This is a genomic window from Streptomyces sp. CBMA156 (assembly GCF_014596515.1).
Taxonomy (GTDB): Bacteria; Actinomycetota; Actinomycetes; order Streptomycetales; family Streptomycetaceae; genus Kitasatospora.
Map to the genome: position 1 here is coordinate 1 of NZ_MSJQ01000101.1, position 15,748 is coordinate 15,748.

Genomic DNA, 15,748 nt, shown 5'->3' on the forward strand with positions numbered 1-15,748 from the left:
GGCCGGGGCGACGGCCCCGGCGCCGCCGGTGGTTCCGGTACCGCCGGTCAGACCGCCGGTGGAGCCGCCGGTGAGGCCGGAGCCGGACGAACCGTCGCCGGTCGTGCCGCCGGTTCCGCCGGTACCGCCACTGCCGTCCGTGCCCCCGGTGCCGCCGGTGCCCCCGGAACCCTCACCGGAGCCGGACGAGCCGGTGCCCCCGGTGCCGGCCGCACCCTCGCCGCCCTCGGCGGGCGGGGTCGTCGGGGCGACCTGGTTGCCGGGCAGCTTGCCGTCCTGCGCCTCCACGTGCTTGGCGGCGTCCGCCGCCTGCTGGCGCTGGGCACCGTTCAGGGCCAGGAAGCCCGCCGCCAGCTTGCCCGGCTCGAAGCCGAACACCTGGCCGGTGGTGGTCACCGTCTTCAGGAACTGGGAGACCGACCCCGCCTTGGCCTCCGGGAGGCCCTGGGTGGGCACCATCGCGTACTGCACGGTGGTCAGCGGGTAGGCCCGCTGGTCCCGCGAGAAGGCCGTGTCGGCGACGCCGTACGGCAGTTGCTGCACGCCGGTGGCCGGGTCGGTCGGCATGTCGGCCACCGCGGCCTGGAAGCCGGAGCCGTCCGGTGAGACGAACTGGCCTGCCGGGTTCAGCAGTTGGGCCTCGGGCAGGGAGAAGGCCTTCGCCTGGCCGGTGTCCATGACGGTGAACAGCGTCCGCTCACCCGGCGGCATGGCCGGGCAGGCGGGATGGGTACCGTCCCCGTTGAGTCTCGCGACCGTGCAGTTGGGCGTGTTCTGGAGGAGCTTGCGGGCCATGTCGCCCAGCCCCATCGTGTTGGGGTTCCACTCGTACTGCTTCCACCGGTCGAACGGGTCTTCGGTGGCCCCCGCGATGCCCGAGGAATCCTGTCGGATGAAGGACTCGACCGGGTACCCGGAGAAGGTGGGACGCAGGTAGAAGGTGTCCACGTGCATGCCCCACGGGTCGGGCTCACCGTCCAGGAACCGGGCCGCGTCCGGGTCCGACACGATCCACGAGGTCAGCTGGTGCACCAGGTCCGTGGTACCGCCGACTACCGTCGGGCTGGAGTTGGCGGTGCTGCAGAACGTCGGCCAGGCCAGCCCGGAGGCCGGCGGTAGGACGTTGAGCTTCAGGAACTCCGGATCCTTGAAGAAGCAGTCGGGGTTGCCCCGGACCGAGGCGATGTCGGAGCTGGCCGGCGAGTAGGACTGGGTGAGCAGCTTCGCCAGCAGCCGGGCGTTGAGCTTCATGTCGCGGATCTGACGGCCCGTCCCCGGATCGTCCACCACGAAGACCACCGAGATGCCGGTCGTCGTCAGCGGGGCGTAGACGTACGGCCTCGCCGGCGGCTCCCGGTCCGGCCGGGCGGTCAGCGCCACGTCCTTGCGGCCGCCCAGGAAGTCCTCCCGGGCCTGCGGCTCCCCGCCGGCCGAGCTGTACTGAAGCGCGAGCGGCGCGCTGCCCTGGCAGAGGCCGGCCCGCCACTGCTGCATGGCCCGGTTGGCCATCTCCAGCCCGGCCATCGTCATGTCGGCGGTCCGGCCCTCGCACTCGGCCGGGGTGGGCGCGAACTGCAGCGGGATGGCGACGTGGTTCTGCCACGCGCACTGCTCGCTGGTGGTGAGCTGGTTGCGGACGTTGCCCTGGCCCATGACCTTGTCGGTCGCCGTCGGAACGTACCCGTCGGCGGTGACGTCGGCGTCGTGGTTGTCGCAGTTGGTCTTGCCCTTGCGGTTCCAGATCGCGATGCTGTCCCCGCCGTAGTTCGGCTCGACCACGATCGAGCACGGGTGGGTGGCGTCACACCCCAGCGTCGGGCTCTGCACCGCCGTCCAGACCTCGATGTTCGCGAAGCCGGAGCCGTCCGGCCCGGTCGGGGAGAGGGCCATGTTGCTCGGGAAGTCCGGCGTCGTGATGCCGGGCGCGGGCTTCGGCTGCTCGAAGCCCTTCTCCGGGTCCGTGTTGTACAGCGTGCTCCCGTAGCAGTCCGTGATCTTGGGGTCGGCGCCCCGGCACTGGTAGACCCTGACCGGGTAGCGCGCCAGGTCTCCGAGCACCGGGGTGACCGGCACCGGCGCCCCCATGAAGTCCACGGTCGGGGTGAACCCGGTCCAGGACACCTGGATGACCTGGTTGGTCAGGTTCTTGGTCTGCGAGACGGTGATGCTGCCGTGAGGACCCTTCGACTGGCTCTCCGGGATCCAGACCTCCGGTCCCTCCACGGTCGTGGCGGACCCGGTCGCCGCGGTGGCCGGTGCCACCGCGCCCAGGCCGATGGGCACCACGCCGAGCGCGACCACCACCGACCACACCAGCGCGATCGACGGCAGTCGGCGTCTCCACCCCCCCGGTTCTCTCCGGACGGGCAATCGGACTCTCATGACGGGCACCTCCGTGCGGATCCGCGCCGCCGGGATGCGCGGCGCGAGGGGGATCGGGCTGCGGGCGCGACCGGCGATTCCGGTACGCATCCATTCGGCCCGCCACACATGGCCGGATCCGGTCGCCCACGTGTACGAGGGCCCAACGTGGCGACTCCGTAGCGGAATTGGCCAATCCACACGGGGAGGCCCGCACCTGACGGCGCGGGCCTCTCGGGGTCGGACGGCGTCAGCCGTTGACCGTCAGGGAGAAGGAACCCACCGACTGGCCGGCGGTGAAGAAGGTGGTCTTCAGCTGGGTGTCCAGGTACTGGGCCGCCGAGGCATCCACCTTGAAGTCCGACGAGTTGAGCGTCTGGGTGGTTCCGCTGTGCCCGGTCTGCGCCACGCCGGCCGGCTTCAGCAGGTTGACCGCCGTGGTCCCGCCCTCCGGCACGCCGGTGAGCCGCCAGGCCTCGGCGTTGAACGCGAGCTGCTTGAATCGCACGCTCTTGCCGGTGAAGTAGTCGATGAACAGCAGGCTGCCGCCCAGCTGCACCTCGCCGTAGTAGCCCTGGAGGCTGACCGAACCGCCGGTCACCGGAAAGGAGACCTTGAGGCCCTCGGCCGAGTTGTAGGAGACACCGGCATCCGGCAGCGGGAGAACGACCACGCCGTTCTGCGCCGCGGAGGACACGAACGTGGTGCTCACGGTCGCCACGGCAGTGCCGGTCACGGCGGCCGGCGCGCTGTCGGCGGCGGCCGCACCGCTCAGGCCGGTCACGGCGAGGATGACCGCGACGCTGCCGGCCAGCAGCCGGGCGGGAGTACGGGACATGCTGAACTCCTTGGGAGAGGGAGAATTGGTGCTGGTGGTACACCGGTCGGACAACCGGCAGTTCAGGGGTGCTTCACCGCGGCGGGGGCGGCAGTCGACACGCGGACCGGAGGATCGGCTCTGGCGGAGGAAGCCGCGGGCCACGGTCGGCGGGGAGCGGTCGCGTCCCGGCCGTGCGGTCGCGGCGAGGTGGAGCCGAACCGGGCCGGACCGGGCCGATGGGCCGGCGGCCACGGGCACGAGGCCCGTGACCGCCAGGTCTGCAGGTTGTGCGGAGATTCAGGGCCGATCAGGGTCGATCAGGTGAGGGTGGCGACACCGCAGGCGGCGGTCGGCAGGAAGCCGTAGCTCTTCAGGTCGTTGGTGGCCTGGGTGGAGTTGCAGATCCAGCCGTCCTCGCCGAAGATCGCCTGCAGGGCGACGCCGTGCGCGTCGGTGGCGGTCCACTCGGTGTTGCGGACCACGTTGTAGACCACGCGGCCGAACTGCGAGTTGGCGAAGGTGCTGTTGATGACGTTGCTCGCCACCGGAACGATCGTGGTGCCGTTGATGGTGACGTTGCGCAGGGTCAGGTTGCCCGGGGCGTCCGTCGCGGTGCTGTGGCCGCCGACCGTCTGGCCGAGGAAGCGGGCCACGGAGTAGGGGAAGACCACGTTCGGGTCGTCGAGGCGGGAGTCGGTGCCCTCGTTCTCCTCCGGACCGTCGGTGACGCAGGAGCCCAGGGTCGGGTTGCCGATCGCGGTCAGGAAGAAGGCACGGGTGCCGGAGTTGGCCTGCGGCAGAACCGGCTTGATGGCGACGGCCGGCTTGGTGGAGTCGATCTGGTTCCAGGTGCGGAAGTTGACGTCACACTGGTAGATGCCCTTGAGCTGCGCCGGGGTCAGCGCCGCCGGGGCGTTGCCGTTGAGCTTGGCGGACCAGGTCACCGCGTCCTTGGCGAGCGCGACGAAGGCGAGGCCGGTGGCGTCACCGGTCGCCGGGCCACGCGAGGAGCGGGCGAAGTCGACCGTGGCAGTGGTGTTGGTGGCCAGGGCCTTGACACCGGCGCCGGAGCCGTTCGGGCGGGTGATCGCGGTGGCACCGGTCTTGGTGGTGATGGTGCCGGCCGGGGTCGCGTCCCAGCTGTACAGGCGCGGGGTGCTCGCGTTGGTCAGCGACGCGTTGTAGTCGGCGGCGAGCTGGTTCAGCACCGACTGGGTGGTGTCGGAGCCGACACCGACGATGTCGATGGCGCGCGGGGTCACACCGGCGGCCGGGTCGGCGACGGCGGTGCCGCCGGCGACGGTGGCGATGGAGGTCGCCAGGGCGGCGACGGTGAGCAGCTTGGCAGCGGTCTTACGCATGTTCCTCTTCCTCCGGGGGAGAGACGTACATCGCGTGAACCCGTACTCCGGTCGGGAGCCCGGGGCCGTGTGGCCGCGTCCGCTGCGGCCTCGTTGGCAGTGCCGATCCTGGCCGTCGGGGAGGTTCCGCCGGAAGGGAGGCCGAGTCCGGCCGGGGAATGTCGACTCATCGGTTCGGCGAGGTTTAGCCACTGGTCAGCGCGCACGTGACAGGGGCACCATCGGGCCTCCGCGCCCGGTCGACGTTCTTCTCCAGGAGGCTGCTCGGAGTGTTGCCGGAAACCTGTCCTTCACCGGGACAGCACGAACGGAGCCAGATGCACCGGGAGCGCACGGAGGCATCCGGAAAGCGGACGGGAGCACGGGCGGCGGCACCGCGGGGCAGCGGATCAGGAAACGCCGACATGACGATCCGTCGCATCGACGGACCGTCATGGACGTGACGTCCTACAACGGCCAGCGGCCGTCCCGTCCGGACCGCCGCAGCTCCTGCCCCACCTTCTGCAACCCGGCCAGGAAGCCCTCGATCCCGGCCTGGCACTGGTCCCGCCGCAGGTACCCCCGCGCGCTGCGGGCCACCGGAACGGCGGCGGCCGCCCCCGGCCGGGTGCTGCGCACCGGCAGGTAGGCGGCCCAGACCCACTGGCGCCCCTCGGACTGCCCGACCGAACATCGCAGTGCGGCCCGTTCGATCAGCAACTGCCGCACGGACTCCGCGAGTTCTTCCTCGTTGCGGTAGGTCCGCACGCCGACCCCGAGCGGCCGCCCGTTGGCGGCCCGCAGCGCCCAGCCGAGGCCGCGGTCGGCCGTCGGCACGATCAGCAGCCGCGGGCCGCGCCGCTCAGCGGCCATCGGTGCGTCTCAACGGTGCGACGGGCTCAGGCAGTTCGCGCGGCGACTGCTTGGCGAGCAGCACCACGAACCGCCGGAACGCGTTCTGGCAGGTCGCGTACCGTTCGTACGCGCGACTGGAACGCACCTCGGGAAGGCTGCGGGAACCCTGGACGACCCAGATCCAGCCGATGCCCTCCCGTACGTGGGTGATGCGTGCGGTGAGATCGGTCGCCACGACGCGCAGGCCGTCGAAGCCCCGCTCCGCCTCGCCGGCCGTCTCGAACGCGGCCGGGGTGATCGCGACCACCCGTCCGTTGGGCGCCTTCAGTTGCCAGCGGTAGCGCCCGTCCGCTGCCCGTTCGGCGCGGAAACCCCCTCGACTTGCCCCTGCTGCGGTGTGACCGCGGCCGGCAGCGTTCACTGCCCCCTCCGTCCGGTTGCCCTCCGGATTCCCCTCCGAGCGGAGCAAAGCTATGTGTGCACACGGAGGCCCCGAAAGCCCAGAACGTTCACAACTTGCGCCGTTGGTCGGGAAGTTCTCTCTCGTTTAACTTTCACTTGTCATGGGCCGAAACCGACGGAACGTGTTCCGGTTCGCTCACCGACCGATGAATCCACGGTCGGAAAGCGGCAAATCCGGAATCAGCGCAGGTCCCCGCGCCGGAATCGACGGCCGGGCCACGGCCCGGGTCAACGGCCCCGGTCAGAGCCTGGCCGTCCAGCGCACCATCGTCCCCTTGCGGTACGGCCCGCTCTCGTGCCAGGCGTCGCCGCCGAGCGCCTCGGCCCGCCGGGCCAGGTTGAGCAGTCCGCTGCGCCGCCCGCCCGCCGGGATGCCCACCCCGTCGTCGGTCACGGTGAGCAGCACCCCGGGCCGCCCGCCCCGGTCCAGCGACTCCGGGTCGCCGCCCACCGGGCGGCCGTCCTCGCCCAGGTGGGTGGTCGCGTCGACCTCCACGCCGACCCGGGAGGCGCGCGCGTGCCGGGCCGTGTTGGAGAGCATCTCCCGCAGCGCCGCCAGCAGTTGACGGCCGGTCTTCTCGCCGACCAGGCTCTCCACCGGCCCGACGAAGCTCACCGAGGGCTTGAAGCCCAGCGCGGCGGCGGCCTGGCTGGCCTCCCGCAGCACCCGGGTGCGCAGGGTGTCCGGCGCGTCGCCGTGGTTGTCGTGCTGGAGGGCGTAGATGGTGGTGCGGACCTCCTGGATGGTGGCGTCCAGCTCGTCCACCGCCTTGCCGATGCCGGTCTTCACCTCGGGGACGATCGCCCGCCGGGCGGCGCTCTCCAGCATCATCCCGGTGGCGAACAGCCGTTGGATCACCAGGTCGTGCAGGTCGCGGGCGATCCGGTCGCGGTCCTGGAAGACGGCCAGGCGCTGCTGGTCGCGCTGGCCCTCGGCGAGCCGCAGGGCGAGCGCGGCCTGCGAGGCGAAGGTCTCGGCGAGCTGCTTCTCGCTGTCGGTGAACGGCAGGGCGCCGCAGGGGCGCCAGACGCAGAGCCCGCCGAGCACCCGCCCTGCGGCGACCATCGGCACGGCCATGGACGGGCCGAAGCGGCGGGCGAGCCGGATCACCACGGTCGGGTCGCTGGACATGTCGTCCAGGTAGACGCTCTCCCCCGCGAGCAGCTGCGCGGCGAAGCTCTCCTTGGGCAGCAGCTCGCCGCGGACGAACTCGGCCAGCTCTCCGGAGGCGTGCGCGACCCGCATCTGCCCGTCGCCCTCGCCCCCGCCCTCCGGACCGGTCGGCAGCAGGATCATGCCGAGCGCGGCGTCGGCCAGCTCCCGCACCTGTTCGGCCGCGACGGTCAGCGCGGTCTCGGCCTGTTCGGCGGAGAGCAGGGCGGTGGCGACGGCGGCGGCGCCGGCGATCCAGCGCTCGCGGCGGCGGCCCTCCTCGTACAGCCGGGAGTTCTCGATGGCCACGCCGGCCGCCGCGGCGAGCGCGTGCACCACCTGCTCGTCCTCGGGGGTGAAGGCGCCGCCACCGATCTTCTCGGTGAGGTAGAGGTTGCCGAACACCTCCGCGCGGACCCGGATCGGCACGCCCAGGAAGGTCCTCATCTGCGGGTGGTGCGGCGGGAATCCGGAGGAGCGCGGGTCGGCGCCGAGGTCGGTCAGCCGCAGCGGCTCGGGGCGGTCGATGAGCACGCCGAGGATGCCCCGGCCGGCCGGCAGTTCACCGATCTCGGCGGCGTTCTCGTCGTCGACCCCGACGTGGATGAAGTCGGCCAGGCCGGTGCCGCCGGGGGCGATCACGCCGAGTGCCGCGTACCGGGCGTCGACCAGCTCGGCCGCGCCGACGGCGATCCGGTGCAGGGTGGCGTGCAGGTCCAGCCCGGCCCCGATCGAGACCACCGCCTCCAGCAGCCGCTGCATCCGGTCGGTGACCGCGGCGGCCGACTGCAGACGCTCGGCGACCTCGGTGACCAGGGTGTCCAGCCCGAGCGAGGCGATCTCGGGCACCCGGTGGGGGGTCGGCTCGGGAGTGGCCTCGGGGAGGTCCGGCGTGGGGTCCGGCGTGGGGTCCATGGAGAAAGCCTAGTTTGTACGCTTTTCAGACAAAGGGCGACGCGACCGGCGGCTCCTGATCAGCGGCCCACCGGCTCCGGCAGCCCGCCCGCCGCCCGCTCCGGCACCCCGTCCATCTCCTGTCCCAGCAGCCCGTCCGCCTCCCGCTCCCGCCGCCACATCGCGTGCAGCCGCCCGTCCGGGACGGCGACCAGCTCCGACCAGCGGCCCCGCTCGGCCACCCGCCCGCCGTCCAGCACTAGCACCTCGTCCACCGTGGCGTCGGCCAGCCCGGCCAGCCGGTGGGTGATCAGCACGGTGGTCCGGCCCTCGGTGGCGGCCAGCAGATCGGCGGTCAGCGCGTCCGCGGTGGGCAGGTCGAGGTGCTCGGCGGGCTCGTCCAGGACCAGGACGGGGAAGTCCGCGAGCAGCGCCCGGGCGAGGGCCAGCCGCTGGCGCTGGCCGCCGGAGAGCCGGGCGCCGTGCTCGCCGACCATGGTGTCCAGGCCGTCCGGCAGGCCCTCGGTCCACTCCAGCAGCCGGGCGGCGGCCAGCGCGGCGCGCAGCTCGTCCTCCCCCGCTCCCGGCCTGGCCAGCCGCAGGTTCTCCCGCAGCGAGCTGTCGAAGACGTGCGCGTCCTGGGCGCAGAGCCCGATCACCCGGCGGACGTCCTCGCCCGCGAGCGCGCCGCCGTCCACGGCCTGCGGACTGCCGGCCGCGAAGGTGACGGTGCCGGAGCCCGGCTCCAGGAAGCGCAGCAGTGCCTGGGCCAGGGTGGTCTTGCCGGAGCCGGACAGGCCGACCACGGCGATCCGGCGGCCGGGGGCGAGGTCGAGGTCCATTCCGGTGAGGGCGTCCACCGCCTGCCCGGGGTGGCGGACGGTCAGCCCGCGCACCGCGACCGGCAGCGGCCGCTCCGGCAGCGCCACCGGCTCGGCGGGTTCGGTGACCGGCGCGGGGGCGTCCAGCACCTCGTCCAGCCGGGCCCGCGCGGCGCGGCTGCGCTGGCGGGCCTGGACGGCGAGCGGCATCCCGGTGACGGCCTCGAAGGCGGCCAGCGGGGTCAGCACCACCACGGCCAGGCAGACCGGAGCCAGCGCCCCGCCGCGCACACCCTGGACGCCGACGGCGGCCGCGGCGGTCACGGTCAGCCCGGTGAGCAGCGCGATCAGCCCGGTGCCGAGCGCCGTGGTGGCCGCCGAGCGGGCGGCCACCGCGGTCAGCGCGGCGTCGGCGGCCACCGGGTCGTCCAGCAGCGCGGTGACCAGCGCGGTGACCACCGTCCAGCCGTCCCCGGGCTGGGCGTCGATCATCCGCAGCTCCAGGTGGCCGCGCGGGCGCACCGGTGGGAAGAGGGTGGTGCGGTGGTAGTCCAAGTCGTCGAGCGTGGGCGGGCGTTCGCCTCCGCCGCGGATCCAGTCGCGGAAGGTCAGTCCGGCCGGCACCGTCCAGGGCAGGCCCTCGGGCCGTCGTACGCACAGCACTTGGGCATCCAGCACGTACTGAGCCCAGGCCTCGCGCGGGTCGCCGTGGTCGGGCTCGGGTGCGAGGGTGCGGGTCGGATCCATCCGGGACCAGACGGTCTGCCGGGTGGACCGGTAGCCGGTCGGACGGCCGTCCAGGACGGGGGAGTTGGCGAAGGCGGCGACCAGCACCGGGCCGAGCCGGTGGACCAGCCGCCAGCGGCGCTCGACCGCGTGCGCGCCGTCGGCCTCGCCGGCGTCCAGACACACCTGCACGGACGCGGTGCCGGTCATCATGATCCGGCCCCAGGGCCCGGCGGAGTCGAAGAAACGCTCCATCGCGAGGTAGCGGGGGTGGTCCAGCACCATCTGTCGGGGGCGGGCCAGCGGGTCCGTCCCGGTGCCGGTGAGTCGCAGGCCCTGCGCCGCGAAGGCGGCCCGCAGGGCGGTCAGATCGCGTCGGGTGTCCTCGACGCAGGCCACGAGGCCGGTGGCGGGCGGGGAGCTGAGCTCTACCTGTCCGCCGGGTTCGAGCGTGAGACGCGAACCGGAGGGGAGCGAGGTGCCGTCCGAGCCGCCGAGGGGCAGCGACTCCAGTGCGGCGTGGAGCAGTTCGGGCCGTACGGGTCGGGTCGGACATCGGTCGTCGTGGACGAACCACTCGACCTCCACCCCGACCAAGCGGGGAGGTCCGATCTTGAAGCAGACGCCCGACACGTGGCTGCGCGCCCCCGATTCGGTCAACGGGGTCACCCCCGCGGGGGGTGGTGGCGTGCTCTGCCGGTCGGGCGGAGTGGTGCGGGATACCGGTATCACCGGACTCACCATCCTCGGGATCACGATTGCGGCCCGGTCTTCCTGCCCAGTCTGCTACGGAGCATGCGGGGGCGCCCCGCAAAAATCGTGTGAACGTTCGTTTTTGCAGGTCAGGGGTGTGGCGAACGGGTGAGAACGGGGATTTTCCGGCGGCCGGCGGGTGGGGAACGGGCGGCTTCCGGCCGGGGCATGTGCCGGGGTCACAGGCGCTCCAGCCGCGCCAGGACGGTCGTCAGCGCCGGGCCGGGGAGGGCGTAGTTCAGGCGCAGCGAGCCCTGGCCGCCGGGGCCGAATTCGGCGCCGTCGGAGGCCTCCAGGCCGCAGCGCTCCACCAGTGCCCGGCGGGCGTCGGCGGGCGGCAGGCCGAGTGCGGCGGCGTCCAGCCAGAGCAGGTAGGAGGCCTGCGGGGCGGAGCGGACGGCGGGCCCCAGTCGGTCGGTCAGGCGGGTGCGGGCTGCGGCGAGGTGGGTGAGCAGCGCGTCCAGCCAGGGGCCGCCCTCGCGCAGCGCCGCCTGCTGCACGGCCTGCTCCAGCAGGCCGCCCTCCCAGAGGCCGTAGCCGGCCAGTGCCTCGGCGAACCGGGCGCGCAGCCCGGGGTCGGGGACGAGCGCGAAACTGCTGGGGATGCCGGAGCAGTTGAAGGTCTTGCCGACGGAGCTCAGGGTGACGACGAGGTGGCGGTGCGCCGGGTCGGCGGTGGCGACGGCGACGGGGTGCGGGTGGCCGGGGTGGGTGAGGTCGCCGTGCACCTCGTCCGAGACCAGCAGCGTGCCGTTCTCCGCCGCCCGCGCGGCGAGGTCGCGCACCGAGCCGGTCGGCCACACCCGGCCGGAGGGGTTGTGCGGACTGCTCAGCAGCAGGGCCGTGGCGGGGCGGGGGAGCGGACCGGGCGGGAGCCGGTAGCCGCCGGGGCCGAGGTGCAGCGGCAGTTCGCGGTACGGGAGGCGGGCCGCGCGGCAGAGCTGGGCGAAGCCGCCCCACTCGGGGGTGGGGAAGAGGACGGGGGCCTGCGGCCGTACGGCCTCCAGCAGGACGCGCAGGGCGGTGCGCGGCCCGCAGGGCAGCAGCAGGACCCAGTCCGGGTCCACCGCGGCGCCGTGCCGGGTGCGGTACCAGTCGGCCACCAGCGTGCGTCCGGCCGGGTCGCACACCGTGTAGCCGTACGCGCGGTGGCGGGCGCGGTGCTCCAGCGCCTCGGCGACGGCGGGCGGGCCGGGCAGGTCCATGTCGGCGAGGCCCATCGGGATCACCCCGGGGGCGTCCGCGCGGGCCCACTTGCTGCTGCCGGTGCCGGCGCGGTCGAAGGGGGCGTCGAAGCCGAAGTCGGGGGAGTCGGGGGTGCCGGCGGGGGCGGGTCCTGGCGCAGGCCGGGGTGCGCCGCGAACAGATGACAGATTTCGAAATCTGTCATCTGTTCGCTGAAAGTTGTCGCCTGTCATCTGTCACCCCGCTCCGCCAGGTGTGCCGCGAGCCCCCGCCGTCCCCGGCACATCATCACCGCGTGGTTGGCCCGGAACAGCGGGTGCAGCGGCAGGGCGAGCCGGCGCAGCAGGGGCTTGCCGGGCCGGGTGTCCTCCTCGAACAGCACCCGGCTGCCCGCGCCGCCCGCGCCGCCCGCGCCGCCCGCGGCGCTCGACTCGCGCACGCCGCCCGCCCCGCCCGGCTGTTCGTCCGCCGTCACGGTGAACCGCGACCACCCGTCCAGGTCGCCCCGCATGGCCACCTCCAGCACTCCGGCGGCCGGGTCGCGCCGGGTCGCCGTCAGTCCGATCACCAGCCGGTACGGCAGCAGCGCGCGCACCACCACGTCCCCGGAGTCCGCACCGGTCCGCCGGACCTCGCGGATCTCCGGCCACCACCGCGGATAGCCCTGCACGTCCTCCAGCGCCGCGTACACGGCGGATGCCGGAGCCGCGAGCCGCCAGACGCCCCGGAATCGGTAGTGGTTGGGGTCCACGGCCCCACCCTAGTCCGGCCCGGCCGGACCGAGGCCCGAACGCCGGTGGGCCGTTGCCGAGTTGGTCCGCGCCCCGGGCCCGGAGCGGAGGTGAACGTTCCGGAAACGCCCGCCCGCCAGGAAGGGTGCACTCCGCTTGCACCCGTTCGGGGTGCGGAGGAGGATCTTCTGTGCTTGTAGTCTCATCAGTCACAGCAGCACCCTCAGGGCGCTGCCGCCCCACAAACCGGAGTGAAGGAGTCACAGGCATGCGGCGACCGAACTGGGTACCGGAGGGTACGGACCTGGACAAACCGAACGCCGCGCGGGTCTACGACTACTACCTGGGGGGCTCACACAACTTCGAGGTCGACCGGGAGATGGCCCGCAAGGCGATCGCCATGTGGCCCGAGCTGCCCCAGATCATGCGCTCCAACCGCGCCTTCCTGCGCCGCGCCGTGACCTTCCTCGCCGAGCAGGGCATCACCCGCTTCCTGGACATCGGCTCGGGCATCCCGACCTTCGGCGCGCTGCACGACATCGCCCGCGCGATCCGCCCCGAGTCGAAGGTCGTCTACGTGGACCGCGACCCGGTCGCCGTCGCGCACAGCCGCCTGCTGCTGGAGGACGACCCGGACAGCGACGTCGTCCAGGCCGACCTGCGCGACGTCGCCGACCTGATGGCCCGCCCCGAGGTCACCCAGCTGCTCGCGGCCGGTGAGCCGGTGGCCGTGCTGCTGGTCGCCGTCGTGCACTTCGTCAGCGACGACGAGGACCCGTGGAAGCTGATCGGGACGATCCGCGACGCCCTCCCGCCCGGCAGCGCGCTGGTCCTCTCGCACGCCTCCCTGGAGGGCCGCCCCGACCAGGCCGAGGACCACCAGAAGCTCTACCGGATGACGCCGACCCCGCTGACCATGCGCACCCACGAGCAGATCACCGCGATGTTCTCCGGCTTCGAGCTGGTCGAACCGGGCGTGGTCTACCTGCCGCAGTGGCGCCCGGACCAGCCCGGTACGGTCGGCGAGCACCCCGAGCGGATGACCGGGGTGGCTGGCGTGGGGATCCGCCCTTGAGCGGACGCGACGGACGAGGCACCGACGGCCGCACGCCCCGTGCGGCGGCCGCCGGAACCGGCGCGTGCACCAGAGGAACCAGGGTCAGCAGATGAGTACCACCCCGGTGCGCGGCGGCGCGGAGCGGTTCCACGAGGACTGGGCCCGGCTGCTCTCCGCCGACCACGGCATCGCCGTCCACCCCGGCCTGCTCGGCCGGCTGGTCGCGCGCACCGCCGCGCTGCTGCACCGGGCCCAGGAGGACGACCCGTTCGAGCCCCTGCTGGCCGCACAGGCCGGCGCCGAACTGGTCGACGCGCACTTCACCGACCCGGTGCTGCTGGCCAGGGCGGTCGAACTGCTCCAGGCGCAGCCCGTCCACGACGACCGCGGCCCCGCCCTGACCGGCGCCTTCGCGGCCGGCTGGGCGGGCGCCCTGCGCGAGCGCACGCTGAACGAGCAGGAGGCGATCCGCACCGCCGCCGACGCAGCCCGCAAGGAGGCCGAACGGGCGCTGCGCGCCTCCGAGGCCCGGTTCAGGGCACTGTTCGAGAGCGCCGCGATCGGCATCGGCATCGGTGACACCGACGGCAACATCATGGCGGTCAACAAGGCCCTCCAGGAGCTGTTCGGCGCGGGCCCGGAGGACATGATCGGCCGCCGGGTCGGCGATCTCGTGCACCCCGAGGACACCCCGGGCGTGTGGGAGGCGTACGAGGAGCTGATCAGCGGCAAACGGGACTACTTCCAGTTCGACAAGCCGTACTACCGCCAGGACGGCGAGGTGGTCTGGACCCACCTGACCGTCTCGCTGATCCGCGACGACGACGGCATCCCGCAGTACCAGGTCGCGATGCTGGAGGACGTCACCGACCGCTACCGGCTCCAGGAGCGGCTGCGCTACCAGGCCACCCACGACCCGCTGACCGGCCTGCCCAACCGGTCTGCCTTCTTCGAGCGGCTGGAGAAGCTGTTCGAGGAGCCCGAGCCGGGCGCCCGTTTCGGCCTCTGCTACGTCGACCTCGACGGCTTCAAGGTGGTCAACGACAGCCTCGGCCACGACATGGGCGACCAGCTGCTGGCCGCCGTCGCCGCCCGGCTCAAGGCCGCCCTCACCCCGCTCGGCCACCTGGTGGCCCGGCTCGGCGGCGACGAGTTCGTCGTCCTGCTGGAGAAGTGCCGGGGTGAGCAGGAGGCGGTGGCCGCCGCGAAGACCGTGCTCAAGGCCCTGTCCGGGCCAGTGCTGATCGGTGACCACAAGCTCGCCGTCGGCGCCAGCGTCGGCGTGCTGGAGCGGCGGGTGTCCACCACCACCCCGGGCGCCGCCGTACGGGCCGCGGACCTCACGCTGTACCGGGCCAAGGAGGCCGGACGCGGCCGCTGGACGCTGTTCGACCCCAAGGAGAACGCCCGCGCCGTCAGCCGCTACGCGGTGTCAGTGCGGATGCCGGCGGCCCTCGACCGCGGCGAGTTCTTCATCGACTACCAGCCGCTCTACCGCCTCGCGGACGGCCGGCTGGCCGCCGTGGAGGCGCTGGTGCGCTGGCGCCACCCGCAGCTCGGCGTGCTCGGCCCGGACGAGTTCGTCACCACCGCCGAGGAGACCGGGCTGATCATGCCGCTCGGCCGCTGGGTGCTGGAACAGGCCTGCGGCCAGGCCGCGGACTGGATCAAGCGGTTCGGGGACGCCGCCCCGCAGCTCAACGTCAACCTGGCGGTCCGGCAGGCCCGCAGCGCCGCGCTGGTCACCGACCTCGCCCGGATCCTCGACGACACCGGGCTGGACCCGGCCCGGTTGCAGCTGGAGATCACCGAGTCGACCGTGGTCGGGCCCGAGGACGAGGCGCTGCGCACCCTGCACGGGCTGGTCGACCTCGGCGTGTCGCTGGCCGTGGACGACTTCGGCACCGGCTGGTCCAACCTCGCCTACCTGCGTGACCTGCCGGTCTCCGGGCTGAAGATCGCCGGCTCCTTCGTCGGCGACCTGCACGAACCGGGCAAGGACGAGTCCACCGGGTGGCGGATCGTCAGCGGACTGGTGTCGATGGCGCACGCACTCGGTCTGACCGTCACCGCCGAGGGCGTGGAGACCCACCGGGACGCCCAGCGGCTGCGCACCATGGGCTGCGACTGGGCGCAGGGCTGGCACTTCGGCCGCCCGGTGCGGCCGGACGAGATCGCCCGGCGGGTCGTGGAGGAGCCGAAGGGGCGCCCGGTCGAGGAACGCTGAAGGCCTGCCCGTGCTCCCGCCCGGGTCCTGCTCAGGCCCCGTCCCCCGGCGCGGACGGCGCTTCGGTATCGGTCCTGCGGCAGGTCGGTCCTGATCCGGGAAAGCGGCCGCCACCCGTGCCCGCCATGGGGGATGATGGCGCGTCGAACACCACCCCGGCACCGGCGCGCCCGTGGTCGCGGCCCCCGCGCCGGTCCGGGCAGCGGGGGAGGAGAGCGTCGCATGGGCACGACGGAGGGCGCGGATCCGGCGGAGGGCGGCCGGGGCGGGCCGAGACCCCGGTCGGTCGCCGGGGCCGAGCCGGGCGACCTGCCGCGGAGCAGGGTGGAACGGTGGTCGCGGGGGCGGTGGCGGGCGTCCGAC

The 15,748-nt window shown here is 73.4% G+C and carries 11 protein-coding genes; 2 read left to right on the forward strand and 9 right to left on the reverse strand.

Going from position 1 to position 15,748, the window contains the following annotated elements; all coding sequences use genetic code 11:
- The 9 genes from BU198_RS08685 to BU198_RS08725 all read right to left on the reverse strand — a co-directional run.
- On the reverse strand, positions 1-2,382 hold a 2,382-nt coding region (locus BU198_RS08685), incomplete at its 3' end, for a hypothetical protein (protein ID WP_188296266.1).
- A 229-nt stretch (positions 2,383-2,611) separates the two neighbouring features.
- Positions 2,612-3,199: a hypothetical protein gene (locus tag BU198_RS08690; RefSeq protein ID WP_188296267.1), complete on the reverse strand. Its 588-nt coding sequence runs from the start codon at positions 3,197-3,199 to the stop codon at positions 2,612-2,614.
- 299 nt (positions 3,200-3,498) lie between these two features.
- The gene (locus BU198_RS08695) at positions 3,499-4,542 is read right to left on the reverse strand and encodes a PstS family phosphate ABC transporter substrate-binding protein (RefSeq protein ID WP_188296268.1); all 1,044 of its coding nucleotides are present in this window, start codon (positions 4,540-4,542) and stop codon (positions 3,499-3,501) included.
- A 447-nt stretch (positions 4,543-4,989) separates the two neighbouring features.
- The gene (locus BU198_RS08700) at positions 4,990-5,394 is read right to left on the reverse strand and encodes a hypothetical protein (protein ID WP_188296269.1); all 405 of its coding nucleotides are present in this window, start codon (positions 5,392-5,394) and stop codon (positions 4,990-4,992) included.
- Positions 5,384-5,683 carry a hypothetical protein gene (locus tag BU198_RS08705; protein ID WP_188296270.1) on the reverse strand — a complete coding sequence of 100 codons (300 nt, stop codon included), beginning with the start codon at positions 5,681-5,683 and terminating at the stop codon, positions 5,384-5,386. The genes BU198_RS08700 and BU198_RS08705 overlap by 11 nt, the downstream gene beginning before the upstream one ends.
- A 396-nt stretch (positions 5,684-6,079) precedes the next feature.
- Positions 6,080-7,906: a GAF domain-containing sensor histidine kinase gene (locus BU198_RS08710; protein ID WP_188296271.1), complete on the reverse strand. Its 1,827-nt coding sequence runs from the start codon at positions 7,904-7,906 to the stop codon at positions 6,080-6,082.
- A gap of 59 nt (positions 7,907-7,965) precedes the next feature.
- The gene (gene egtA / locus BU198_RS08715) at positions 7,966-10,176 is read right to left on the reverse strand and encodes an ergothioneine biosynthesis glutamate--cysteine ligase EgtA (RefSeq protein WP_188296272.1); all 2,211 of its coding nucleotides are present in this window, start codon (positions 10,174-10,176) and stop codon (positions 7,966-7,968) included.
- Between the two features lie 188 nt (positions 10,177-10,364).
- Positions 10,365-11,603, reverse strand: coding sequence for a MalY/PatB family protein (locus BU198_RS08720; protein WP_188296273.1), 1,239 nt, complete (start codon positions 11,601-11,603; stop codon positions 10,365-10,367).
- The gene (locus tag BU198_RS08725; RefSeq protein ID WP_188296274.1) at positions 11,600-12,121 is read right to left on the reverse strand and encodes an SRPBCC family protein; all 522 of its coding nucleotides are present in this window, start codon (positions 12,119-12,121) and stop codon (positions 11,600-11,602) included. The genes BU198_RS08720 and BU198_RS08725 overlap by 4 nt, the downstream gene beginning before the upstream one ends.
- 248 nt (positions 12,122-12,369) lie before the next feature.
- Between BU198_RS08725 and BU198_RS08730 the strand changes: the two genes are divergently transcribed.
- A complete protein-coding gene (locus BU198_RS08730; protein ID WP_188296275.1) occupies positions 12,370-13,176 on the forward strand; it encodes an SAM-dependent methyltransferase in 807 nt (268 codons plus the stop codon).
- 91 nt (positions 13,177-13,267) lie between these two features.
- Positions 13,268-15,385 (forward strand): putative bifunctional diguanylate cyclase/phosphodiesterase, encoded by a 2,118-nt coding sequence (locus tag BU198_RS08735; RefSeq protein ID WP_188296276.1) that lies wholly within the window; start codon positions 13,268-13,270, stop codon positions 15,383-15,385.
- Positions 15,386-15,748 lie beyond the last annotated feature (363 nt).

Coding starts and splice junctions, on each gene's coding strand:
- BU198_RS08700 (WP_188296269.1), bottom strand. CDS start 5,394: ATGGCCGCTGAGCGGCGCGGCCCGCGGCTGCTGATCGTGCCGACGGCC.
- BU198_RS08730 (WP_188296275.1), top strand. CDS start 12,370: ATGCGGCGACCGAACTGGGTACCGGAGGGTACGGACCTGGACAAACCG.
- BU198_RS08690 (WP_188296267.1), bottom strand. CDS start 3,199: ATGTCCCGTACTCCCGCCCGGCTGCTGGCCGGCAGCGTCGCGGTCATC.
- BU198_RS08710 (WP_188296271.1), bottom strand. CDS start 7,906: ATGGACCCCACGCCGGACCCCACGCCGGACCTCCCCGAGGCCACTCCC.
- BU198_RS08695 (WP_188296268.1), bottom strand. CDS start 4,542: ATGCGTAAGACCGCTGCCAAGCTGCTCACCGTCGCCGCCCTGGCGACC.
- BU198_RS08720 (WP_188296273.1), bottom strand. CDS start 11,603: ATGACAGGCGACAACTTTCAGCGAACAGATGACAGATTTCGAAATCTG.
- BU198_RS08735 (WP_188296276.1), top strand. CDS start 13,268: ATGAGTACCACCCCGGTGCGCGGCGGCGCGGAGCGGTTCCACGAGGAC.
- egtA (WP_188296272.1), bottom strand. CDS start 10,176: ATGGTGAGTCCGGTGATACCGGTATCCCGCACCACTCCGCCCGACCGG.